Origin of the sequence: Parafrankia sp. EUN1f, assembly GCF_000177675.1 — a bacterium.
Taxonomy (GTDB): domain Bacteria; phylum Actinomycetota; class Actinomycetes; order Frankiales; family Frankiaceae; genus Parafrankia.
Genome location: NZ_ADGX01000139.1, coordinates 1 through 22,223, shown reverse-complemented (window position 1 = coordinate 22,223; position 22,223 = coordinate 1). Strand labels below are relative to the sequence as shown.

Annotated in this window: 17 protein-coding genes and 2 pseudogenes; 5 read left to right on the top strand and 14 right to left on the bottom strand. The window is 70.5% G+C overall.

Features of this window, described 5'->3' with window-relative positions; all coding sequences use genetic code 11:
* Positions 1 to 118 precede the first annotated feature (118 nt).
* Positions 119 to 715: an NADPH-dependent FMN reductase gene (locus tag FREUN1FDRAFT_RS29865; protein WP_006544039.1), complete on the bottom strand. Its 597-nt coding sequence runs from the start codon at positions 713 to 715 to the stop codon at positions 119 to 121.
* A gap of 166 nt (positions 716 to 881) precedes the next feature.
* On the opposite strand from FREUN1FDRAFT_RS29865, the gene FREUN1FDRAFT_RS29860 reads away from it, so the two are divergent.
* Together FREUN1FDRAFT_RS29860 and lpdA are read left to right on the top strand one after the other, a co-directional pair.
* On the top strand, positions 882 to 1,847 hold the full coding sequence (locus FREUN1FDRAFT_RS29860; RefSeq protein ID WP_006544038.1) for a helix-turn-helix domain-containing protein: 966 nt from the start codon (positions 882 to 884) through the stop codon (positions 1,845 to 1,847).
* Between the two features lie 148 nt (positions 1,848 to 1,995).
* Positions 1,996 to 3,396 (top strand): dihydrolipoyl dehydrogenase, encoded by a 1,401-nt coding sequence (gene lpdA / locus FREUN1FDRAFT_RS29855; RefSeq protein WP_006544037.1) that lies wholly within the window; start codon positions 1,996 to 1,998, stop codon positions 3,394 to 3,396.
* A gap of 48 nt (positions 3,397 to 3,444) precedes the next feature.
* Here the strand turns inward: lpdA and FREUN1FDRAFT_RS29850 are convergent, their stop codons facing one another.
* The 6 genes from FREUN1FDRAFT_RS29850 to FREUN1FDRAFT_RS29825 form a co-directional block, all read right to left on the bottom strand.
* Complete coding sequence (locus FREUN1FDRAFT_RS29850) at positions 3,445 to 4,143, bottom strand: ATP/GTP-binding protein (RefSeq protein WP_006544036.1); 699 nt, start codon at positions 4,141 to 4,143, stop codon at positions 3,445 to 3,447.
* On the bottom strand, positions 4,118 to 4,519 hold the full coding sequence (locus FREUN1FDRAFT_RS29845) for a DUF742 domain-containing protein (protein ID WP_006544035.1): 402 nt from the start codon (positions 4,517 to 4,519) through the stop codon (positions 4,118 to 4,120). The genes FREUN1FDRAFT_RS29850 and FREUN1FDRAFT_RS29845 overlap by 26 nt, the downstream gene beginning before the upstream one ends.
* A 32-nt stretch (positions 4,520 to 4,551) precedes the next feature.
* Complete coding sequence (locus FREUN1FDRAFT_RS29840; protein ID WP_006544034.1) at positions 4,552 to 5,001, bottom strand: roadblock/LC7 domain-containing protein; 450 nt, start codon at positions 4,999 to 5,001, stop codon at positions 4,552 to 4,554.
* Entirely contained in the window at positions 4,998 to 6,902 is a 1,905-nt protein-coding gene (locus FREUN1FDRAFT_RS42200; RefSeq protein ID WP_006544033.1) for a sensor histidine kinase KdpD, read from the bottom strand. Before FREUN1FDRAFT_RS42200 ends, FREUN1FDRAFT_RS29840 begins: the two co-directional genes overlap by 4 nt.
* A gap of 489 nt (positions 6,903 to 7,391) precedes the next feature.
* Positions 7,392 to 7,997, bottom strand: a complete 606-nt coding sequence (locus tag FREUN1FDRAFT_RS29830; protein WP_157475572.1) for a hypothetical protein — start codon at positions 7,995 to 7,997, stop codon at positions 7,392 to 7,394.
* A 408-nt stretch (positions 7,998 to 8,405) separates the two neighbouring features.
* Positions 8,406 to 8,846: a hypothetical protein gene (locus FREUN1FDRAFT_RS29825; RefSeq protein ID WP_006544031.1), complete on the bottom strand. Its 441-nt coding sequence runs from the start codon at positions 8,844 to 8,846 to the stop codon at positions 8,406 to 8,408.
* A 423-nt stretch (positions 8,847 to 9,269) separates the two neighbouring features.
* On the opposite strand from FREUN1FDRAFT_RS29825, the gene FREUN1FDRAFT_RS46910 reads away from it, so the two are divergent.
* Positions 9,270 to 11,927: a BTAD domain-containing putative transcriptional regulator gene (locus tag FREUN1FDRAFT_RS46910; protein WP_006544030.1), complete on the top strand. Its 2,658-nt coding sequence runs from the start codon at positions 9,270 to 9,272 to the stop codon at positions 11,925 to 11,927.
* Between the two features lie 20 nt (positions 11,928 to 11,947).
* Here the strand turns inward: FREUN1FDRAFT_RS46910 and recQ are convergent, their stop codons facing one another.
* The 3 genes from recQ to FREUN1FDRAFT_RS29805 form a co-directional block, all read right to left on the bottom strand.
* Positions 11,948 to 13,879, bottom strand: a complete 1,932-nt coding sequence (gene recQ / locus FREUN1FDRAFT_RS29815; RefSeq protein ID WP_006544029.1) for a DNA helicase RecQ — start codon at positions 13,877 to 13,879, stop codon at positions 11,948 to 11,950.
* A gap of 156 nt (positions 13,880 to 14,035) precedes the next feature.
* Positions 14,036 to 15,766 carry an APC family permease gene (locus FREUN1FDRAFT_RS29810; protein WP_006544028.1) on the bottom strand — a complete coding sequence of 577 codons (1,731 nt, stop codon included), beginning with the start codon at positions 15,764 to 15,766 and terminating at the stop codon, positions 14,036 to 14,038.
* A 234-nt stretch (positions 15,767 to 16,000) separates the two neighbouring features.
* The gene (locus FREUN1FDRAFT_RS29805; protein WP_006544027.1) at positions 16,001 to 16,246 is read right to left on the bottom strand and encodes a hypothetical protein; all 246 of its coding nucleotides are present in this window, start codon (positions 16,244 to 16,246) and stop codon (positions 16,001 to 16,003) included.
* Positions 16,247 to 16,643: 397 nt separating this feature from the next.
* On the opposite strand from FREUN1FDRAFT_RS29805, the gene FREUN1FDRAFT_RS46905 reads away from it, so the two are divergent.
* Entirely contained in the window at positions 16,644 to 16,976 is a 333-nt protein-coding gene (locus FREUN1FDRAFT_RS46905) for a Uma2 family endonuclease (protein WP_006544026.1), read from the top strand.
* A gap of 345 nt (positions 16,977 to 17,321) precedes the next feature.
* On the opposite strand, the gene FREUN1FDRAFT_RS29795 is transcribed toward FREUN1FDRAFT_RS46905, so the two are convergent.
* The 3 genes from FREUN1FDRAFT_RS29795 to FREUN1FDRAFT_RS29785 all read right to left on the bottom strand — a co-directional run bounded on the left by FREUN1FDRAFT_RS29795 (position 17,322) and on the right by FREUN1FDRAFT_RS29785 (position 21,437).
* On the bottom strand, positions 17,322 to 18,611 hold the full coding sequence (locus FREUN1FDRAFT_RS29795) for a multidrug effflux MFS transporter (RefSeq protein WP_157475570.1): 1,290 nt from the start codon (positions 18,609 to 18,611) through the stop codon (positions 17,322 to 17,324).
* Positions 18,612 to 18,873: 262 nt separating this feature from the next.
* Positions 18,874 to 19,887, bottom strand: coding sequence for a substrate-binding domain-containing protein (locus FREUN1FDRAFT_RS29790; protein ID WP_035954391.1), 1,014 nt, complete (start codon positions 19,885 to 19,887; stop codon positions 18,874 to 18,876).
* A gap of 65 nt (positions 19,888 to 19,952) precedes the next feature.
* On the bottom strand, positions 19,953 to 21,437 hold the full coding sequence (locus FREUN1FDRAFT_RS29785) for a GH1 family beta-glucosidase (protein WP_006544023.1): 1,485 nt from the start codon (positions 21,435 to 21,437) through the stop codon (positions 19,953 to 19,955).
* A gap of 96 nt (positions 21,438 to 21,533) precedes the next feature.
* Here FREUN1FDRAFT_RS29785 and FREUN1FDRAFT_RS42190 point away from each other — a divergent pair.
* Positions 21,534 to 22,010, top strand: a pseudogene (locus tag FREUN1FDRAFT_RS42190) (RNA-guided endonuclease InsQ/TnpB family protein); the annotation flags it as partial.
* 1 nt (position 22,011) lies between these two features.
* Here FREUN1FDRAFT_RS42190 and FREUN1FDRAFT_RS29780 read toward each other — a convergent pair.
* Positions 22,012 to 22,223, bottom strand: a pseudogene (locus FREUN1FDRAFT_RS29780) (SDR family NAD(P)-dependent oxidoreductase); the annotation flags it as partial.

Here is a 22,223-nt window from a genome sequence, read left to right as displayed (position 1 = left end):
CCCGGCCGGGTCAGGCGATCGGCACTGGTCCTCCGGTCGGCACTGGTCGTCTGATCGGAACTGGTCGTCTGATCGGAACCGGTCGTCGATCCTCCGGTGCCGGCGCCACCCGGGTTGATCAGATCCGCGCGCGGGTGCGGCGGGCGTCACGCAGGGCGGTGCCCCACCAGCTGAGCTCGTCGAGCAGGACCTTCGCGGCGGCTTCCGGCTCCCGCGGGTTGATCAGTGTGCCCGAGCTGTCGAAGAGCTCGTAGTACCGGGGAAACGAGACGTGGTCGCGCAGCGTGTGCGCGTGCAGTTCGCCGAGCACCTGCCGCAGATGCTCGATCGCCAGCAGCCCGCCGCTGGCACCGCTGTAGCCGACGAAACCGACGGCCTTGGCCTGCCACTGCTCGTAGTACCAGTCGATCGCGGCCTTGATCGACGCGGGGTAGCTGCGGTTGTAGTCCGGCGTCACGATGACGTAGGCGTCGGCCGCGTCGAGGCGGCGGGTCAGCTCCGCCATGGCCGGCGGGCGGGTGAGGTTCGGTTGAAGAGCCGGCGGCGTCGCAGGCAGCGCGAGTGGAAGCGGGAAGTCGGCGAGGTCGATCAGATCGACGTTGTAGCTGCCGTGCCGCTCCACCTGCTCGACGAACCACCGCGCCACGACGGGGCCGAACCGCCCCTCCCGCACGCTTCCGATGATCACGGCAAGATCCAGGGTCTCTTCGGACATCTGCCCGGCTCCTTCGACGAAGGCTTGTTGATCGGACGCCGGTCACGCTGCCAGCGGTCCGCCAGCGCCGGAAGGCCGCGCCGAGGCTGGTAGTGCCCGAGGCTGGCCGAGACTGGTAGTGGCAGAGCCACGATCAGCTCACCGTCTCCGGGTTACCGTTCGGATCGTGGACGGAAACGAGCTGGGCACGTTCCTGCGCGCCCGGCGGGAGGCGGTGTCCCCGGCCGAGCTCGGGCTGCCGGTCGGCCCGCGGCGCCGTACCCCAGGGCTGCGTCGTTCCGAGGTGGCCACGCTCGCCGGGGTCAGCGTCGAGTACGTGACCCGGCTCGAGCAGGGGCGTGACCGGCATCCGTCCCCGGCGGTGCTGTCCACGCTGGCTGACGTCCTGGGGCTCACCCCGCGCGAGCGCGTCCATCTCTACCGGCTGAGCAAGGGCACCACGGCGGGCTTCACCTGCCGGGGCGGCGCGGCGCCGACCTCCGCGCTCCGGCCGGCGCTGCGTGCTTTGCTGGAACGCCTGGAGCCCACCGCCGCCGTGGTGCTGAACCGGGTGACCGACGTTGTGGCCTGCACTGTGGCGTTCGAGCGGCTGGCCCGCCCGACCGGTCTGCTGGACGGCTGGCGCGGCCCCGGCGACCGCGGCGGTGCGGGTGCGGCCAGCGGTGTGGGTGCGGCCAGCGGCGCGGGGGTGGCCGGCGGCGTGGGCGATGTGGGTGAGGTGCCGAACGTGGCGCGCTTCGTCTTCACCGACAGCCGGGCCCGTTCCGTGCTGCCCGACTGGAGCCGCGCCGCCGACGAGATGGTAGCGGCGCTCAAACAGGGCCCGTTCCGCGCGGACAGGTACGTCGCGGCGCTCGCCGACGAGCTCACCCTCACCGCCGGCGCCGCGTTCGGTGCCCGGATCACCGCGCTGACCGGCCTTCCCGCGGCCAGTGGCATCGTCCGCCTGTCGCATCCCACGGCCGGTCCACTGAACCTCGCCGTCGAGACGCTGGAGCTGCCCGCCGACGATGACCTGCGCATCCTCGTCGGCCTGCCGGCGGACGCCGTCACGTCCGCCGCGCTGGACGGGCGACACGAGCCGTTGCGAGTCATATCTGGTGGTGCGGGGCGAAAGGTCCGTCCGGCCTGATCGGAACGATCACTCGCGGGTACGTCGTGATGCCTCGCGCGTCGGCAGGCCCATCTGTGGGTGACTGGAATGGCGATGGCAGCATGCGTGGTTCAAATCTCCGCGCCGCGCGACGAACCGGCGTCCGAAGCGATCGTAGGGTGTACCTATGGCAGCGCACTTTGATCTGGTTGTCCTCGGCGGCGGGCCCGGCGGCTACGTCGCCGCGATCCGGGCGGCGCAGCTCGGGATGTCGGTCGCCGTTGTCGAGGAGAAGTACTGGGGCGGCGTGTGTCTCAACGTCGGCTGCATCCCCTCCAAGGCGCTGCTGCGCAACGCCGAGCTGGCCCACCTCTTCGCCCACGAGGCCAAGACCTTCGGTATCTCGGGGGAGGTGAGCTTCGACTTCGGTGCCGCGTTCGACCGCAGCCGCCAGGTGGCGGAGGGCCGGGTCAAGGGCGTGCATTTCCTGATGAAGAAGAACAAGATCACGGAGTACACCGGCCGTGGCACCTTCCGTGACCCGAACACCCTTGACGTGGCGCTCTCCGGCGGCGGCAGCGACCAGGTGACCTTCGACAGCGTGATCATCGCGACCGGTTCGCGGGTACGCCTGCTGCCCGGCGTGGAGCTGTCCGACAACGTCGTGACCTACGAGACGCAGATTCTCACCCGCGAACTCCCGCGTTCGATGGCGATCGTCGGTGCTGGGGCGATCGGTATGGAGTTCGCCTACGTCCTGCGTAACTACGGTGTCGACGTCACCATCATCGAGTTCCTCGACCGCCCCCTGCCCAACGAGGACGCCGACGTCTCCAAGGAGATCCTGCGCCAGTACAAGAAGCTGGGCGTGCCGATCCTGACGTCGACCAAGGTCGAGACGGTGAAGGACAACGGCTCGTCGGTGACGGTGGAGTACACCGGCAAGGACGGTGCCCGGGGCTCGCTCGAGGTCGACAAGGTCCTCATGTCCATCGGGTTCGCGCCGAACGTCGAGGGCTTCGGCCTGGAGAACACCGGCGTCGCGCTGACGGACCGCGGCGCGATCGCGATCGACGACTACATGCGCACCAACGTCGAGCACATCTACGCGATCGGTGACGTGACGGCGAAGCTGATGCTGGCCCACGTGGCAGAGGCACAGGGCGTCGTCGCCGCGGAGGCCATCGGCGGTGCCGAGACCAAGACGCTCGGCGACTACCGCATGATGCCGCGCGCCACGTTCTGCCAGCCCCAGGTCGCGAGCTTCGGTCTGACCGAGGCGCAGGCGCGGGAGGAGGGGCACGACATCAAGGTCGCGAAGTTCCCCTTCACCGCGAACGGGAAGGCGCACGGCCTCGGCGACGCCAGCGGATTCGTCAAGCTCATCTCCGACACGAAGTACGGGGAGCTGCTCGGCGGCCACCTGATCGGTCCGGATGTCTCCGAACTGCTGCCGGAGCTCACCCTCGCGCAGAAGTGGGACCTCACCGCGTTCGAGCTCGCGCGCAACGTGCACACCCACCCGACCCTCAGCGAGGCCCTGCAGGAGGCGATCCACGGCCTCGCCGGCCACATGATCAACCTCTGACGGTCGCGGTTGAACCGCTGGCGGGCCAGCAGGCCTGCCGGCGGTCGTCTACTCCGTCGTAAGCGACATCGTGTGGATGACGAGATCGCGCAGAACCTGCGCGGTCGAGCCGGAGTCCCTGGCGTCACAGGTGACGAGCGGGACCTCCGCCCGCAGGCCCAGTGCCTCCCGGACGTCGGCGACTTCGTGCCACAGCTTGCCGTCGAAGCGGTTGATCGCGACGATGAACGGCAGCTCGGAGTCGTTCTCGAAGTAGTTCAGCGCGGTGAAGGACTCGTCCAGGCGGCGGCTGTCGACGAGGACGATGGCCCCCAGCGCCCCGCGGGACAGGTCATCCCACAGGAACCAGAAGCGTGGCTGCCCCGGGGTGCCGAAGAGATAGAGAATCAGATCCGGGTACAGCGAGATGCGGCCGAAGTCCATGGTCACGGTCGTCGTGCTCTTGGTCTCGCTCCACGACAGGTCGTCGAGGTCCTCGCTGGCCTCGGTCAGCCACGCCTCTGTGCTGAGCGGCGGAATCTGGGAGACCGAGCGGACGAGCGTGGTCTTGCCGGCGCCGAATCCGCCGGCGATCACGATCTTGGCCGAGATGGCCGGCGGCCCGGACTCGTTCTCCAGCGCAGGCGGCTCGGTCGTCGACGCCTCCGCGGCCGCGGCCGTCGGCGTGGTCGCCGGAGTCGGTGGACCTGTGGTGCCTGACCGGCCGCCGGCCGGCGGCCGGTCAGGCGGGGAGCTCGCGCAGACCACTGAGGATCCTCTCCAACACGCTGTGATCATGGTCGAAGGTGTCGGCGGTGGGATGGAGGAGGACCGCTCCCTGCGCGGCGAGATCACCGACCAGGACGCGCACGACCCCCAGCGGGATCGAGAGCAGCGCGGACAGCTCGGCGATCGAGAGCCGCCCCCGCGCCCGCTCGTAGAGCACCCGGGACTCGGGCATGAGGGACTCGCTGAGCGCCGGGTCGTACTGCGGAACGGAGACCATCGTCTCCATCAGCAGCGGGTGCTGCGTCCGGGTACGGCCGCCGGTGAGGGCGTACGGGCGGATCCGCCGGCTCCGCGAGCCCTGCTTCTTCTCCGGTTCCGGTGCGTTCCGCGCGCCGTCCGCGGAACTGGTCGTCATGTCGGGCGTTCCCGGCTCGTGACCCGCCCGGCTCAGCTCAGGCTCGGCATCTGGGGCGCCACCAGCACCCGGCGCAGATCCGCCCGCCGCTCAGGGGTGAGCGCGTGGCCGGCGTGCAGCACGAACTGGGTCATCTCGTAGGCGACCACCTTCATGTCGCAGTCCGGACCGGTCAGCACCGCGAGGCCGGCCCCGTCGTTGATGGCCATGAACAGGAAGTAGCCACCGGTCAGACGGACGATGATCTGTTCGCAGGTGCCCTTCGAGAACAGCTGGGCGCTGTTGCGGGCAAGGCTGATCATGGCGCTGGCGATCGCCGCGAGCTGGTCGCGCTCCGCCGAGGAGACGCCGTCGGAGGCGGTGAGGGACAGCCCGTCCGCGGAGAGGATCAGGGCATGGGTGACGCCATGGACCTTGCCCACGAAGTCGTTGATCAACCAGCGGAAATCAAAGTCCGCCGGGCGGTGGATCTGATCCGTCACAGGTCCTTGTCCCCTCGCTGGTGCTTGTGTGCAGTCCGTTCGCCTTCGGTGAAGGCGTCGAGATCCGCGAGCAGCCTCGCGTGATCGGCGGCTCTGCGTTCGGTGCGAGCCGCCGGTGAGCCCGCGTCGGAGGCGTTGGGCTCGTGGCCACGGGGTCCGCTGCCGTTGAGCTTCGTGCCGTCGAGCTTGGTGCCGTTGAGCCTGGTGCCGTCGAGCTTGGTGCCATTGAGCTTGGTGCCGTTGATTCGGGTATCGGCGGGGTCGTTACCGTCCAGCTTGTTCCTGTCCGGATCGGATTCCTTCGAACCGTTCTCGTTCACACCAGGCGCGTCTGTGCCGACCGGTGATCCGGTCGTTGTCGGGTCGGTCGCTGTCAGGTCTGTCGCCGCTGTGCCCGCATCCGCATCCGCAGCCGTATCCGTGGGATCGGCGGCCGTGGACTCGGTAGGCGTGGGCTGCGCCGCCGTCTGCGCTGCGGATGCGTCCGCCGCGGGCGTGCCGGTCGCGGCAGGGAGCTCGGTGGCACCGGCCGGGGGGCTCGCCGGATTTCGCAGGCTGCGGGATACGCGGCGAGGCAGACCGGTCGCGGTCGTCCCGTCCGTCAGAGCATGCGGGGGCGGCGGTCCGGCAGGCAGGCCTGCGCCGTCACCCGTGCTCGGGGTGGGCCCGGCAGCCGCGGTGGCGCCCGAAGGCGCCGGTTTCGCCGCCCCACCGAACAGCGCCGAGGGCGGTTGCCGGTGCTCTGTGCTCTGACTCGTGTTCCCCACCCCGACCGCGCGGCGCAGGGCCGACAGCCGGAAGGTGTTGCTGTCCGGCGCGGGCAGCGCAGCGCCGGGAGGTTCGGGGCGACCGCGCTCGGCTTCGCCCTCCTCACGGCTGCGCACCGTCTGCGTGCCCGACCAGTTGCCCTCGGGGAGCTCACAGACCAGCCCGGACGGAATCAGCACCGAGGCGGTCGTGCCGTGGGGCTGGCGGGAGTCCAGCCAGATCCGTAGACCGTGCCGAATCGCCAGTCGGTGGACCACGGCCAGACCCATGTGCCGCACGGCGTCGTCATCCAGGACGGGCTCCTCGGCCAGCCGCGTGTTGAACTGTTCGAGCCGTTCCGGGGGCAGGCCGATGCCTTCGTCCTCGACCCGCAGCAGGGCGCTGCCGGTCTCGGTGAGATGAACCCCGACGCGCACCGGCGTGGTGGGCGGGGACGACTTGGTCGCGTTGTCCAACAGTTCGGCGAGGACCCGCCCCAGGTCCTCGGCGGCGAACCCGATGACGCCGAGCGAGACCACCTTGCCGATCGTGACCCTGGAGAAATGGTCGATGGAGGACATCGCCGCGCGTACGACATCGACGAAAGCGGTGCTGTCGGCGGTGTCCTCGCTGGCGTCGTGACCGGCGAGCACGCGCAGGTTCTCGGCGTTGCGGCGCAGCCGGGCGGCGAGGTGGTCGAGTCGGTACAGCTCCGCCAGGCGGTCGGCGTCCTCTTCGGCGCTCTCCATCTCCTCGAGCTGGGAGAGCAGAAGGTCGACGAGGTTGAGGTCGCGAAGCGCGATGTCCGCGCAGATCGCGGAGAGCACCTCGGCGGTGGTGGACGGCTCGGGCGGTGTGGTCGGCTGGGGCGTCGTGGACGGCTCGGGCGCTCTCGGTGGCTCGGGCGCGGGGGCCGCCGCGGCGGGTCCGGGGGAGGCCGTTGTATTCGGGAGCGCGCGCCGGTCGATGCCGACAGCCCGGATCCCGGGCCGGGTCGGGGCCACCACTGAGACGACGGTGGGCTCGCTGCGAGCCGCCTCGCGAGTGGGTGGGCTCGGCGCGTCCTCGAGGGTGGGCCGATCGGTGGTGCTGTCGCGGGATGCTCCCAGGAGCGCGCGTGATCGGTTGAGCAGATCTCGTGCCCGCGTCGTCATCGCGTCCCACAACTCTCGTCGGGTATGGGAACCAGCCGCCTTCGGTGGCCCCGTTGGGAGGCTATGCAACCAGAAAGTCTCGTTTATGTTCAACTGCGACTTTTGGCGATCATCTCCCTGATGCTCCGGTGTGTTTCCGATGTTTTCGGTTTGATTCGTCCGGGTACTCCGAAGGGTCGCGGTACGTAAAGACGGGCTCCGTCGACCCGTGTGTGCAGGTGCACGTGCAAAAGCCGCCCAGGACGGCGGGGCCCGAACGAACGGGCAGGCGAACGAGCAGGCGAACGGGTGAGCGGCCGGGTAGCGGCTGCATCCGACGGCCTCGCATCCGACGTCTCGCCGCCCGAGGCGTCCGGCCCGTCGCGTGGCCCGCACGTCGCGGCGCCGCGTCCGTGCCCGCCACCACCGTTGGGTGTGGTGTGGATGTCGTGCCCGATGCCCCTTGGATGCTCCGGGTGCGGATCAGGCAGGCGGACCATCTTCGCCATATCAACTTTCGAAGACGTCGAAATGCAAGGGGACGATACCGGCGAGTCCGACCGGGCGGCGGACCCCCGCGATATGAACGGTGACCGCCGCGTCAACCTGGTATCGGCCGGCCGGGCGCCCCGGGTCCGTCAGGTGGATCGACGTCGCGGCTCCGGACACGGTGCCGCGGGCGCGAAGCGGTGACGGCGTATCCTGGCCGGCGCCGATCTGGGTGCTGGAAGACGTCGCATCAGAATACGACATGGATTTGTTCAGTGGGCTCACCCGGACGACGGCCCGAAATTCGAGCTGGTCTGATCGGTGTGGCGACGGCATTTCATCAACGTGTAGAACGAGCCAGATCCCGAAGGGTGATCCCGCCGCCGGCGAGCTCGGCCTGACCTCGGCAAGGAGATCCAGGCGGGTTGGCACGATCTGATGGAAATCGACCTCGGTGAGCGTCCGGTCCTCGCCCCCGGGTGGGTGGATGAGACCTGCCAGCTGGGATTCGACAAAGGTAACCAGCTCGGCGGGCCGCCAGGACGGCCAGCGTGCTTCGGCGTGCCCCCGCACCGCGCGGATGCTGGTGCTGCGGATCCCGTCCGCGTCCACCAGGAGCCGAAGCACGAAGCTTTCCTCGCGCTGCACCGCTCCGATCGGTTCCCCGCTGCCTGCGACCCGTGGACGGGATCTCCCAGGGCTTTCGGCCTGCGGTCCGCCCGCCAAGTCACCCGTGGCGGGGAGACCGGTTTGCAGGGTGACCTCTCCTGCCTGTAATCCCGCCGGGTCGTTCTGTTCATCGGAATATTCCATGCTCTTCTCGCTGACGTGTTCGGCGCCTGTTGTCGGCAAGGGTTCGCAGGGCATTCAGCCCGGCCCTCACGTGGCATCGGTGACTGTCAGGTCCGCCAGGTGCTCGCCGCCCCTGGCGGGAGACGGACCGCCGGGAATGGTGGCGTGGCGTGTCCTGGCCGCCCGGTGTCGCGGCGGCCAGGACACGCGGCCGGGAGGCCGGTCACCGCCGGCATAGGTCGGCTACGGCTCGTAGATGTGGATGTAGCGCGGCTCGGTGTCGGCCGTCAGCGGGAAGCGACGCTCGGCCGCGGCCGGGCTGACCAGGCTGAACCTGACGAACGCGCCGACCTGGTAGATGCCGGGCAGCAGGCTGCCGGCCGGCACCTCCCGCTCTGTCTCCGCCTTTGAATAGACGTGCGTCCCGAAGACCGTGGACTCCTTACGGGGCGCGATCGCATACGGCGGGCGTGGCGCGTCGACAGCGGTTGCCCAGTAACGGACCTCGTAACTGAGGAAATCCTCGAGCAGATGGAGGTCGGGGGTCAACAACGAGAACTCGACCCACAGCTTGAATGGATCCCCCACCTCGATGATGCTGGGCGGGTTGATTCCACTGTCATCGGCGATCTCGACGAAATCGCTGATCTCGATCTTTCCCTGTGGTTCTCCGGATCGTGGCACCGCTCGGTGTCCCCTCACGTCGTGTTGCGCTCGCCGCCGGGCGAGCCGGGTATGGCACTCTGTCTAAACGGACCCAATTAATGATCTTGATGGTCGGGCTTAAGGGCCGGGGCGCTCTTGTTAAGGAGTTGCATCGGGAGCGCCGGCGGGCAATCGCCGCTGGTCAGTGACCTGGAATCGTCGGTGCTACTGCGTGGCGGGTTCTTCGTCGTCGCCGGTGGCGAGGCGCGTCAGGAACCCGGAAGCCGGGTCGCCGCGAGAACAAACGGCCAGCCCTGTGGCCAACCGTGACCGGTGAGGACGTCCAGACGGTTGCTCTCGTCGCCGGTCTGGCGGAAAGACGGAGTATTTCTGATCCGCGAGTGATAAAGATGTTGCCTGCTGCTCGACAGCACTTCCGGGGGATGGGCAGCTGGGGGACGTATGCTTGCGGGCAAGATGCTGGAGCCCGTCGCGGGCCAGGCCGTGGCCACGCATTCGGTATTCACGGAGGCGGCGCGCGGCGGCGTTACCATCCTTGTGGCCGCACCGGGAAGCCTGCTTACCGAGGGTTTGGCGACAGCCCTGACGGAAGTGGGGCGGCGGCCGGTCTGGCTGCGCCTCGGTGTCGAGGACCGCGACCCCGCGACCCTGCTCGTGACGATGGTGGCCGCGGTGCGGCGCCAGATACCCGGCTTCGGCACCGCGCTGCTGGCACGGTCCGGTGCGTGGCCGGGGCCGATCTTCGGCTGGGACGGGCTCTACCAGGCTCTCGGAGCGGAGCTGGCCGACCAGCTCCCGTCGGAGGCGGCGCTCGTCCTGGAAAACGCGGACCGTGTGGACCCGCACGGTCCGTCCCTGGAGCTGGCCTGCAGATACGTTCTCCCGGCACTGCCGGCGGCGACGCCGCGGGTCGTCATCGGGCACGCGACGCTGCCGGGCGTCGGTGTGCTGAAAGCCGACCGGGTGCCCACCGCGGCCCAGCTGGAGGCGCCTGATCCCGCGGTCGCCCTGCCCGCCGGCCTCGGCCGGTGGCGGCGGCGTGTCGCCACTCTGCTGCGCCGGTCCGCCGCCGTCCGCGCCGCGCTCGCCTTCGCCCGGTCGTCGCTCACGGACAGCGAGATCGTCCGCATCTTCCGTGCCTCCTCGCTGCCCGAGGTACTGACAGCGGTGGCTCAGACAGCCCTGTCCCGCGTTGACGCGGGCCCGCGTCGCGCCCTGGCCCGGATCCTGCGGGTGGGCTATGCGGCGGTGGACGACCACGATCACGAACACGACCGCGTGTACGGGCAGATCCAGGGGCCCTGGTTCCAGCCACTGGTCGGCGGCTGGTCGCGCATCCGGACCGTCTGGCAGGCGCCGTTGGCTGCCGCCCTCGCCGGCGATGGCCACCTGGACCGTGACACGGAGCGTGGGATCGCGCTCGGTCTGCTGCGACGCGGTGCCGTCGAACGTGCGATTCCACTGCTTGCCGGCCTTGACGATCAGCCGACTCTGGCGTGGGCGCTGCGCCAGGTGGCTGATGACATGATCGCCAGTGGTCAGTGGGGCACCCTCGGGCGTTGGCTGGACGGGCTTTCCGCCGATGCCCTGGAGGCCGAACCGGTCCTGCTGGACGCGGCCGCCCACGTCGCGTTCTCCCGAGGCCGGACAGATCTCGCCCGGTGCTGGCTCGACATGACGGCGACGGCCGGGCAGCACCGGCCGGACGCACCGAACCGGCAGGAGGGGCCGTCCGGGCTGTCCGCGCTGCCCTGGCCGCCCGGCCAGCACGGGCCGCCTGCGGCGGCCTCCCGGCGGCTTCTCGCCGCCAGCCGGCTCACCGCGATCGCCGGTGATCTGGCTGGCGCGACCAGCCGCGCGGAACAGGCTGAGGCGCTCGCCCGGGTGTCCGGCGACGCGACGGTGGAGGCCGCCGCGGCCTGGCATCTGGGCGGGCTCCATGTGCTGGGCGGCGATCCGGAGACCGCGGCGGGTTTCTTCCAGGCCGCCGCGAAGGCGGTGCCGACGGACCCGGCCAGCGGATCGCCCATGGTGGCCGAGACGGACCGGCTGGTTCGGCGGGTTGTCGACCTCCGCCGGGACAGGCGTGAGCATGCCGCGGCCGCGGCGGAGCTCGCCCGTTCGGAGGAGGCGACCATGGCGTTGCTGCGCGCGCACCTGTCCACGGCTTTCAGCCCGCCGAAGTTCGCGGAGGAACCGGGCCCGGACGGTGCCGGCGTGGCCGGCGAGGCGACGGAGGACCCGACCGATCAGGGCGGGCAGGCGGTGACCGGGTTATCGGTGGACCTGACTGTCATCACGCAGCGCCGTCCGCCCGACGCCGCGATGGACGCGTGCGCCCGGCCGGAGATGGTCGTCCATGTCCTGGGCCCGTTGTCGGTCGCGGTGAACGGGCAGCCGGTGGCGGGCTGGGGCTCACGGCAGCGTGCGCTGCTGGCCTACCTGGTGTTGCATCGCGCTGACACGCCTGTGCGTGAGGTTGTCATGGAGGCGTTGTGGCCGGGCGTGGATCCCGCCGCGGCACGCAACAGCCTCCAGGTCGCGGTCTCCGGCCTGCGCCGGGTGCTCCGGGAGGCGACCCGAGGCCCGGTCGTGGTGTTCGAACGCGGCATCTACCGCCTTGCTCCCGACGTGGCGGTCTCGGTCGACGCGGACGTGTTCGAACACCATGTGCGGGTGGGACGGCGTGTCACCGACCTGGGACGCCACGACGACGCGGTGGCCGAGTGGGAGGCGGCGGTGGCGCTCTACCGGGGCGACTTCCTGGCCGGCACGCGGACCGACGACTGGATGGTGCTGCCGCGGGAGCAGTTCCGCCTGACCTATCTCGAGGCCCTCGACCAGCTCAGCTCGCTGTATCTCGGTACCCGGCGTTACGCGATGTGCGCGTTGCTGTGCCGGCAGATTCTCGACCGTGACCCGTGCCGGGAGGACGCGCACCGCCGCCTGATGCGTTGCCACAGCCGGCAGGGCCAGCCCCACCTCGCGCTGCTGCAGTTCCGTACCTGCGCCGACGTGCTGGCCCGCGAGCTGCGGGTGGCACCGGGCCCGGCGACGATCCGCCTGCAGGAGAAGATCCGCCGGCACGAGCCGATCTGAGCCGCGCCCGGCGGGCGAGATCAGGCGGGCTCCGGCTCGGTCACCTCCGGCTCGGTCGGTTCTGGTTCGGTCGGTTCTGGCTCGGCACGGGCCGGTTCGCTCGGGTTCTCGGCCTCGGTGAGGGTGTCGAGGATCTGCTGCCCGAACTTGGCGAGCTTGTTCTCGCCGACACCGCTGATGGCCGCGAGCTCCGTGAGCGAGGTCGGTGTTCGGGTGGCGATCTCGCGCAGGGTGGCGTCATGGAAGATCATGTAGGCGGGGATGCCCAGTTCCTTGGCGGTTGCCCCCCGCCAGGCCCGCAGCCGTTCGAACACCGGCTGCGCCTGCGCGGAAAGCTCGACCGGCTCGGCGCGACGGGCCTTGGGGGCCGCGGCGCCTGCGCCGGCCGTACGGGGCGCGCGTTCGGGTTCGCGCCGCATCGACACGACCCGCTCCTTGCGCAGGACCTCCGCGCTCGTGTCGGTGAGCAGCAGCGTGCCGTGCTCGCCCTCCACCGCCAGCAGCCCCTGCGCCAACAGCTGGCGGACAACTCCACGCCAGGCGGCCTCGCTGAGCTCGGTACCGATACCGAACACGGTCAGTGTGTCGTGACTGTGCTGGCTGACCTTGGGGGTTCGCCGGCCCAGCAGGATGTCGATGAGGTGGCCGGCACCGAACTTCTGCCGGCGTTCCCGCTGCAGTCGCAGGACCGCCGAGAGCAGCTTCTGTGCGGGCACGGTCGCGTCCCAGGACTGCTGCGGGTGCAGGCAGGTGTCACAGTTCCCGCACGGGGCCGACAGCTGCTGCCCGAAGTACGACAGCAGCCCGACACGGCGGCATTCGACCGTCTCGCACAGCGCGAGCATCGCGTCGAGGTGGTGGCTGAGGCGCCGGCGGTGCGCCGCGTCGCCCTCCGAGGCCTCGATGAGCCGCCGGAGCTGGACGACGTCCTGCAGGCCGTAGGCGAGCCAGGCGGTGGCGCGCTGACCGTCCCGACCGGCGCGCCCCGTCTCCTGGTAGTAGCCCTCGATCGACTTGGGCAGGTCGAGATGGGCGACGAACCGCACGTCGGGCTTGTCGATACCCATCCCGAAGGCGATGGTCGCGACCATCACCAGGCCGTCCTCGCGCAGGAACCGGGCCTGGTGCTCGGCGCGGACCCGCGCGTCGAGACCGGCGTGGTAGGGCAGTGCCGTGATGCCGTTGGCGACCAGGTAGTCCGCCGTCTTCTCGACCGAGGAGCGGGAAAGGCAGTAGACGATGCCCGCGTCCGCCGCGTGCTCGGTGCGCAGGAACTCCAGCAGCTGCGCCTTCGGTTCCCGCTTCGCCACCATCCGGTACTGGATGTTGGGGCGGTCGAAGTCCGCGACGAAGTGCTGGGCGTTCTCCAGCCCGAGCCGGGTGGTGATCTCCTTGTGAGTCGCCGGCGTGGCGGTGGCGGTCAGCGCGATGCGCGGCACCTCGGGCCAGTGCTGGCGCAGCTCGGACAGCAGCAGGTAGTCGGGACGGAAGTCGTGCCCCCACTGCGCGACGCAGTGCGCCTCGTCGATCGCGAACAACGCGATCTCGCCCCGGTCGAGCAGCTCCGCGGTGGAACGCAGCCGCAGCCGCTCGGGGGCCAGGTAGAGCAGGTCGAGCTCCCCGGCGACGAACGCGGCCTCCACCTCACGGCGTGCGCCGTCGTCCTGGGTGGAGTTGAGAAAGCCCGCCTGCACGCCCAGCGCGCGCAAGGCGTCCACCTGGTCCTGCATGAGCGCGATCAGCGGTGAGACGACCACGCCGGTGCCCGGGCGCACCAGGGCCGGAATCTGGTAGCACAGCGACTTGCCGCCCCCCGTCGGCATCAGCACCAGCGCGTCACCACCGCCGACGACATGCTCGATGATCTGGCGCTGACCGTCGCGGAAGGACTCGTAGCCGAAGACCCGGCGCAGCACATCGGTGGCGTCACGCGGGGCTCGAACCGAGGGCATGGTCACCCGGCCACTGTAGAAGGGGCGCCTGCGGCGGCGATGACGGGCGGGGCGCCTGTGGACAATGCGAAACGGTCTGGTCGCCGCACACGTCGGCACGGCAGGTCAGGCCGGGCACAGGACGTCAGGCCGGGCACAGCAGGTCAAGCTGGGCGGTCACGGGATGCGCGCGCCGGGCACGGTGCCGTCCGGCGCGGGATCCGCGCTGGTGCGCCGCGGCGGGCAGGCCGCGTCGATGAGGTGGCGGGTGCGGGCGGCCGGCGGCGCACCTCGTACGGCGAGCTCGAAGACGCCCAGGCAGAAGACCGCGAGCACCACCAGGTCGACCCAGAACGGGATCACGCCGCGGCCGCCGAACTGGCCGAGCCAGGAGATCAGGACCACTCCGCCGAGCCAGGGCGCGATCCACAGCGCGGCCCGCCACTCCAGCCCCGGCCACCGGCCGGCGGGCTGGGTTGCGCGGTACACGGCGAAAACGACGAAACCGACGACGATCGCCGCCGCGAGCTTCCGGTCGTTCTCCCACCCCGACCAGTAGACGATCATGTTGGAGGCGACGAATGCCGCACGGGCCAGCACGTTCGCGGCCGGCAGCCGGTACGGCCGCGGCCGGTCCGGGTCGGTCCGGCGCAGCACGATCAGCGCGATGGGCACGAATCCGTACATGACGAACGTGGCCGAACTGATCAGCCTGACCAGCTGCTGCCAGCTCGGGAACGGCAGGAACATCAGCAGGCCCACGACACAGGCGACCGCGATGGAGACGACGGGCGTCCCGTGGCGGTTCAGCCGGCGCAGCGCGCTGGGCAGGGAGCCGGTCTCGCCGAGCGAATAGGCCAGCCGGGACGACGTGCCGACGTAGATGAGCGCCGTGCCGCCCGGGGAGACGACCGCGTCGATGTAGAGGAGCGCGGCCAGCCATGTCAGGGTGAGCCCCTGCGCGAGGGTCGCGTACGGCCCGTAGTCTCCGGAACCGACCGGATGGGCCCAGCCGTGGACGAGCTGCGCCGGGTCGAGCGCCCCGAGGAACGCGATCTGCAGAGCCAGGTACAGGCCGGTGCCGAGCAGGGTCGCGATGATGATGGCCCGCGGGATGTCCCGGGAGGGGTTGCGGGCCTCGCCGCCCATCTGCACGGCCTGCTCGAAGCCCTGCAACGCGAACACGACACCGGCGGGCAGCGCCGCGAAGATCCCATGCGCTCCGAACGGCGCGAAGCCCCCGCCGGCGTGGAAGTTCCCTGGCTGGAACGAGACCACGCAAAGGGTCACCACGGTGAGCAGCGGAACCAGGAACTTCCAGACCACGGTGACCGCGTTCGTTGCGGCGAGGCGCCGCACCCCGAGGACGTTGATCGTGGTGAACACCAGCATGGATGCGGCGCCGATCGCGAGCCCGGTTCCGGTCAGGGTGCCGTCCTGCCTGATCAGACCGGGAAACTCGTTGTTCAGATACGACAGGGCGGCCTCGACCTCGATCGGCGCGAGCGCCACCGCCTGGATCCAGGCCAGCCAGCCGGCGGTGAACCCGGCGAGCGGGCCGAGGGCGAGATGGGTGTAGCGGGCGCTGCCGCCGGCCACCGGGTAGGTCGCCCCCAGCTCGGCGTGCACCAGCGCCAGGATCATCACCAGGACGCCGGCCATCATCCACGCGACGATCGCCGCGGGGCCGGCGGCCTGGGCGGCCGTGAGCGCGCCGAGCAGCCAGCCGGAGCCGATGATCGATCCGAGCGAGACGAAGGTCAGCGCGCTCAGACCCATGTGCGGTCGCAGCGCGGACGGTTCCGCGCTGCCGGATGTGGTCCTGGTCGGCGCCGTGCCGCCGGCTGCCCTGCCGGGTGCGCCGGCTCGGCCACGCCGGTTGGTCGGACGGCTCTCGTGAATGGACACCCGTCCTCCCGCCCGACGACGCCGCCGAATCAGCCCGGCCTGGCTCAGACCGTGCGGTCTGGCCCGGGCCGATCGCGGCTGCCCGCCGAGCGGCCCGGACGCCAGTGTCAGCCGGATCCCGGCGGCGCGCCCGCCGGGCCTGGCTCGATCAGGGGTCCGGCCGCGCCCCCTCCGCGGGCACGCCAGCTCCGACGGACGGTCACAGCGGGTATGGGTGACGGCTCCGGAGCGCTGTCAGGACGCTGGTTCCGGATGGGCGGCCAGCCAGGCCGCGGCCGCGGGGGAGAGCTCGGGACGGCTGCTGCCGGGCGGGTGCCAGATCAGCCCGCGGCGGGCCAGCGGCCGGGCGGCAACGGTGACATTCTCCTCACCGAGGGTGTAGCGATCCGAGTAGGGCCCACGCCGCCAGCGGTACTCCACCTGGCGCGCGGCGACCGCCCGCAGAATGACGGCCTCCTCCGGAGTGACCCTGACGGTCATCGCTGCCTCCTCACACTCGGCTTGCCCTGACTATGCCCCCGGGCGCCGTGTTGTCAGGTCGATCCCGTCAGGTCGGTGTTGCCTTCATCCGCTTCGTGCCATGGCCGTGGTCCTCCGACTTGCCTATCTGATGGCGGGCCATCTGACCTGTGGTTCTCGCTCTCAGCGGTTGCCACCGGTGCGGACCGTTTTCCACCCTCCTGCGGACCGTTTGCGGACGGTGCAGGGCGGCGGGACCTGCGGTTCCACCGGTTACAGGATGGCGGATCACGACTGTCGCCGAGATCGACCAGCGTCCGCCACAGCGGCGCCGACGGCTCGGAGCACCGGATGGGAATCGCGGAGACCGCCGGACCCGCCCGCTCCTCGGTCAGCGTCTCCGCCTGTGGATGTCGCCGTGATCGACGCGGTCGCCGCCAGCAGTGCACGCCGCCTCGGCCGCTCGCTCTACCACGGCGCGGACGTCCTCCTGGCGGTCGAGGTGGTCTCCCGCGGTTCTGACGGCGAACGCGAGGACCGGGGACGCAAGGTCACCGAATACGCGCTCGCCGGCATTCCCCAGTACTGGATCGTCGACTTCGATCCCGAACCGCGCATCCAGGTCCTGCGCCTCACCGGCAGCCCGGGGCGTTACGGAGCACCGCAGGTGTTCAGCGGCGACGACACGGTCAAGGTCGAAGACCCGTTCCCGGTCTCTTTCCCCTTGTCGGACCTACAGGACTTCGTTTAGCTGACGGACCTGTCGCAAAGCGGCGGGGATCAAGGTCGGTAGTCAGCCGCGCGAGTGAGTTTCGCGCTCCACGAACGCGACTGGAGCCCTGAGCACGGTGGCGTGGTAGGGCGAGTCCAAAGAGTGAAGGATTTTGGTCGTTCCAACAACCGAAATCCTCACTTCTTGCGGATCGCCAGGCGACTCTGCGCCCCTTATGCGCCTTTTGATGTTAATTGCTGGCACTGGGTCTTGGCGTGGGATTCCAGTGCGTGATCCGTCGACCCCAGGCTCGGAGTGCGGCCATGATCGTTGTTGGGGAGGTGTGGCGACCGGCCCTGCTCCGCCACGAGCCACGTCGCCCGGTCAGCCGGTGACGCCGGCGGATGGCGGCGTGGCGTCCATCCCGGCGGGCCGCGTGGGCGCCTGCCGTGCGGATGTCGCCTGGGCGGGCCCCGGAAGCGCGGGCGGACCGGCGGCAGGGTGGCGGCTGGCCACCCGGCTGAGGGCGAAGGCGAGCACGACTGACCCCATCATGGTCGCCGCCATCGTGACGGTTCCGGTTCCGGCGAGCCAGGCGACGACCGGAGCGATCGTCCCGCCGACGCCGAACTGGGCCACACCGGTCAGGCCGGAGGCGGCGCCGGCCCGCGAGGCGTGCGCGTCCAGTGCGAGGGCGGTCGCGTTGGGAAAGATCATCCCCAGTGGGGGGACCGTCAGGAACAGCAGCACAAGCACCAGCACGAGGGGCAGGTCGAGGGCGGTCACGACCGTCAGCGCGGTGGCTCCGGCGAGTGCCGTCGTCAGCCCGACGCGCAGCGAGCGGACCGTCCCGATCCGCCGCAGCAGCAGGACGTTCAGGCGGCCGGCGAGCACCATCCCGACCGCGTTGGTGGCGAAGACGGCGGAGTACGCCTGCGCCGACATCCCGTAGCCATCCTGGAACACGAAGGGGCTCATCGCGATGTAGGCGAACAGCAGTCCGCCGGTGCAGGCGACTACCAGGATGAAGCAGAGCGAGTAGCCGTCGCGCAGGACCAGTGTGATCTGCCGGAGGCTGCCTGCGGGCCCGCCAGGGATCCGGTCCGCCGCCGGGAGGCTTTCGCGGATCGTGAATGTGGCGGCGGTCAGCAGCAGGCAGCCGACCAGCGTGAGTACCGCGAACAGCCCGCGCCAGGAGGTCAGGTGCAGCAGCTGCGCGCCGATCACCGGCGCGAGCACGGGCGCGGTTCCGGAGACGAGCAGCAGCAGGGAGAGCACCCGGGCGACCGCGGCCGTCCCGAACAGGTCCCGCACGACCGCTCGGGCGATCACGACGCCGGCGCCGCCTGCGAAGCCCTGGAGCAGCCGAAGGCCGGTCAGCGCGCCCATCCCCGGTGCCAGTGCGCACAGTGCGGACATCACGGCGAAGGCTCCCACGCCGATGATCAGGGGCCGGCGCCGTCCGAACCGGTCGCTGACCGGTCCCACGACGAGCTGGCCGAGGGCCAGCCCGACCAGACAGGCTGTCACCGTGAGCTGGGCCGCCGAGTCGGTCGCGCCGAGGTCGTCGGCGAGTTCGGGCAGGGCCGGCAGATACAGGTCGGTCGCCAGCGGGCCGAACGCCGACAGCGCGCCGAGGACGATCAGGACACGGCCCGAGACCGAGCTCTGCACCACAGGGAACCTTTCAGCGCACGTAGCTGGATGCGCGGCGGGTAACCCTCAGTGGCAGCGGTCGGCGCTGTCGGGCCGCCGGATTGCGGGAACTGATCCACCTCCCGCGCGGTGCGGAATGTCGCTGACCATGCAATCACGCGACTGAGGCGGTATTTGGGTTGTTCTGCTGTCCGGAACGGTGACGTGCGCTTCGTTACTCTTCGCGACGAAGCATGGTGTGCGACCGCAGGGTCAGGCCGAGGAAGTCGGGCCGAGGAGGTCAGGCCGAGGAGCGGATGACCAGCTCGGTCGGGAGCACGACCGCGGACGGGTCCGCGCCGGCCCCGGAACCAGCCCCGGCGCTGTCGTTGATGCGCCGCAGCAGCAGGTGCACCATCTCCTCACCGAGCCGCTCCACCGGCTGGCGGATCGTCGTCAGCGGCGGGTCGGCGTACGGCGCGAGGGCGGTGTCGTCGAAGCCGACCACGGCGACGTCCGTGGGAATCCGTCTCCCGGCGGCCCGCAGGGCCTGTAACGCGCCCAGCGCCATCAGGTCGGAGGCCGCGAACACGGCGTCCAGCGTCGGATGCTCGGTGAGCAGCCGTTCCATGGCGGCCCGGCCACCCGCCTCGGTGAAGTCGCCGGTCGCGATCCAGTCGGCCGACCCGGGCAGGCCGGCCGCCTGCATCTCCTCGGTGTAGCCGCGCAGGCGGTCGACACCGACGCTCATGTCCTGCGGGCCGGCGATGGTCGCGATCCGCCGCCGCCCGGCCGTGACCAGATAGCGCACCGCCAGCCGCGCGCCGCCGACGTTGTCGGCGTCGACCGAGTCGACCCGGTCGCCGGTCAGCAGCCGGCCGGCCATGACCAGCGGGACGCCGGCCTTCGAGACCGAGGTGGCCAGCGCGTCGTCGCCGTGCAGCGAGATGAGCAGCACCCCGTCGACATGACCGTTGCCGACGTAGCGCAGGGCCCGGTCACGCTGTGGGTCTCCCTGGATCTGAATCAGCACAAGCTGGAGATCGGTGCTGGTCAGCGCGTGGTTCACCCCCCGCAGCATGCTGGCGAAGAACGGGTCGGCGAAGACGGTGTCCGACCGTTCGTGCATGATCAGCGCGATCGTGTCCGTCCGGCGGGTGACGAGGCTGCGGGCGGCCCGGGTGGGCACGTAGCCGAGCTCGGCGATGGCGGCGTTGACGGCGTCGCGGGCCTCGGGGGAGACCCGCTCCGAATCGTTGACCACCCGGGACACCGTCGCCCGGGACACCCCGGCGAGCTCGGCGACCGCCTCCAGGGTCGGCGCCCGCCGCTGCTGCTGTGCGGCGGCGGCGGGCGCGTCCGGGGCGGCGTGTTCAGCGGTCACCGATTTCCATTCGTCTTTCCGTCGGTCGACTCGTTCGTCCCACGGTGCTCCCGGATGAGCCGCGAGTACCACAGCCCGCTGGACTTCGGCGTACGTGTCAGCGTTTCGAAGTCGACGTGCACGATGCCGAACCGCATCCGGTACCCCTCCGCCCATTCGTAGTTGTCGAGCAGTGACCAGACGAAGTATCCCCGAACATCAACACCGTCCTGGGTCGCCTGCCGGACCACATCGAGATGACTCGCGAGATACCGCAGGCGTTCCGGGTCATGCACGGTGCCATCCGCCGCCACGGTGTCGGCGTACGCGGCGCCGTTCTCGTGGATGTAGAAGGGAACCCCGGGATAGTCCCCGCCGAGCCGGTGCAGCAGCGCCAGGAAGCTGCCCGGACGGACCGGCCAGCCCAGCTCGGTCACGTCGTCCGTGGTGACGACCCTGGTCACGTTGTCCGCACCGGCGAACGGTGTCGGCTTCGGCGACGGATCCGGCCCTGGCGTCACGATGTGCGGCGCGTAGTAGTTGACGCCGATCCAGTCCACCGGGGTGGAGATGCGGTCCAGGTCGCCGTCCTGGATGGGCAGCTCCGCGCCGGCGCGGGCGAAGTCCTCGATCACGTCGGTGGGGTAGGTGCCGTGCAGGATCGGGTCGAGCCAGAGGCGGATCTGCTGCCCGTCCACCAGCCGGACGGGTTCGTCCGCGCCGGGGGCGTCCTCGAGGCCGGGCGGCGGCTCGGCCGGGATCAGGTTGAGGGTCACGCCGACGTCGCCGGCGCCGCGCTCGCGCACCATGGCCGCGCCCAGCCCGTGGGCGAGCAGCAGATGGTGCACCGAGCGGACGGCGGCGGTGGCGTCCTGGACGCCGGGCGCGTGCCGGCCGGTCAGGTGGCCCTCGAACGCCGAGCACCACGGCTCGTTGAGCGTCGACCAGTGCCGGACCCGGTCACCGAGCGCGCCGACGACATGCTCGGCGTAGTCGACGAAGCGCAGGGCCGTGTCCCGGTTCGGCCAGCCGCCGGCGTCCTGCAACGGCTGCGGCAGATCCCAGTGGTAGAGCGTCACCCACGGGTCGATGCCCGCCCCGAGCAGCTCGTCGACGAGCCGGTCGTAGAAGGCCAGGCCACGCGGGTTGACCGGCCCCGAACCGGTCGGGACGACCCGCGGCCACGCGACGGAGAACCGGTAGGCACCCAGGCCCAGCCGGGCCATCAGCGCGACATCCTCGGGATACCGGTGGAAGTGGTCGGTGGCGACGTCCCCGTTCTCGCCGCCCCGGACCTTGCCCGGGGTGCGGGCGAAGACGTCCCAGATCGACGGCCCCCGCCCGTCCACGTCGTAGGCGCCCTCGATCTGGTAGGAGGCCGTGGCGGCGCCCCAGACGAAGCCCGCCGGCAGGCCGGCGGCGATCCGCGTCGCCAGCTGGTCTTCCGTCGCCAGTTGGTCCGCCGTCGCCGGGTCTGCCGTCCGAACAGGGGTGTGGGTCATCGGATTTGCGCCGTGGATACTCCGGCCTTCAGGCCGGAGAGGAAACGGCGCCCCACGCTGGAACGCATGAGCGAATCCCTTCTGTAGAATAAGATCATGTCCCGCTATCGGCTTGTTCCGGCACCCGAACAGGTCGCCGGACTCGAAGAGCACTGCGGGCATGCACGGTTCGTGTGGAATCTGTGCGTGGAACAGCAGTCATGGTGGACCCGCTACCGGGGTAAGGCGCCATCCCATCTGGAACGGTGCCGGCAATTGACCGACGCGCGCGCCGCGTTCGACTGGCTCCGCGCCGGATCGCAAACCGTCCAACAGCAGGCCCTGCGGGACTACGATCAAGCTCTGCGGAACTTTTTCGGTGGCTCCCATCAGCGACCGACCTTTCGGAAACGCGGCCAGTCCGAAGGTTTCCAGATCGTGGGGAAGAACGCCCGGGTTGAAAAGCTGAACCGGCGCTGGTCCCGATGCTGGATACCGAAAGTCGGCTGGGTGAAGTTTCGGCTGTCCCGGCCTGTTCCCGACTTCAAGTCGTACCGGATCACCCGTGACCGGGCTGGCCGCTGGCATGTCGCGTGAGCAGGGTCCGGTCCCGCCCGAGGTTGCCGGGGGAGAGGTCCGCGCCGACGTTGAACAGGCCGTCGACGGCACCGAAGCGTGCGATCGTCGCGTCGACCAGCGCCTGGACGGACTCCTCGTCGGCGAGGTCGAAGTGCACCGCGATCGCCTGGCCGCCGATCCTGGTTATCCGCTCGACGGTCGCCTGCGCACCGGCGAGGTTGATGTCAC

What these genes read in the sequence shown, in the direction of transcription:
- FREUN1FDRAFT_RS29865 (WP_006544039.1), bottom strand. Translation starts at nt 715, where the DNA reads ATGTCCGAAGAGACCCTGGATCTTGCCGTGATCATCGGAAGCGTGCGG.
- lpdA (WP_006544037.1), top strand. Translation starts at nt 1,996, where the DNA reads ATGGCAGCGCACTTTGATCTGGTTGTCCTCGGCGGCGGGCCCGGCGGC.
- FREUN1FDRAFT_RS29845 (WP_006544035.1), bottom strand. Translation starts at nt 4,519, where the DNA reads ATGACGACCAGTTCCGCGGACGGCGCGCGGAACGCACCGGAACCGGAG.
- FREUN1FDRAFT_RS42200 (WP_006544033.1), bottom strand. Translation starts at nt 6,902, where the DNA reads ATGACGACGCGGGCACGAGATCTGCTCAACCGATCACGCGCGCTCCTG.
- FREUN1FDRAFT_RS46910 (WP_006544030.1), top strand. Translation starts at nt 9,270, where the DNA reads ATGCTTGCGGGCAAGATGCTGGAGCCCGTCGCGGGCCAGGCCGTGGCC.
- recQ (WP_006544029.1), bottom strand. Translation starts at nt 13,879, where the DNA reads ATGCCCTCGGTTCGAGCCCCGCGTGACGCCACCGATGTGCTGCGCCGG.
- FREUN1FDRAFT_RS29805 (WP_006544027.1), bottom strand. Translation starts at nt 16,246, where the DNA reads ATGACCGTCAGGGTCACTCCGGAGGAGGCCGTCATTCTGCGGGCGGTC.
- FREUN1FDRAFT_RS29785 (WP_006544023.1), bottom strand. Translation starts at nt 21,437, where the DNA reads ATGACCCACACCCCTGTTCGGACGGCAGACCCGGCGACGGCGGACCAA.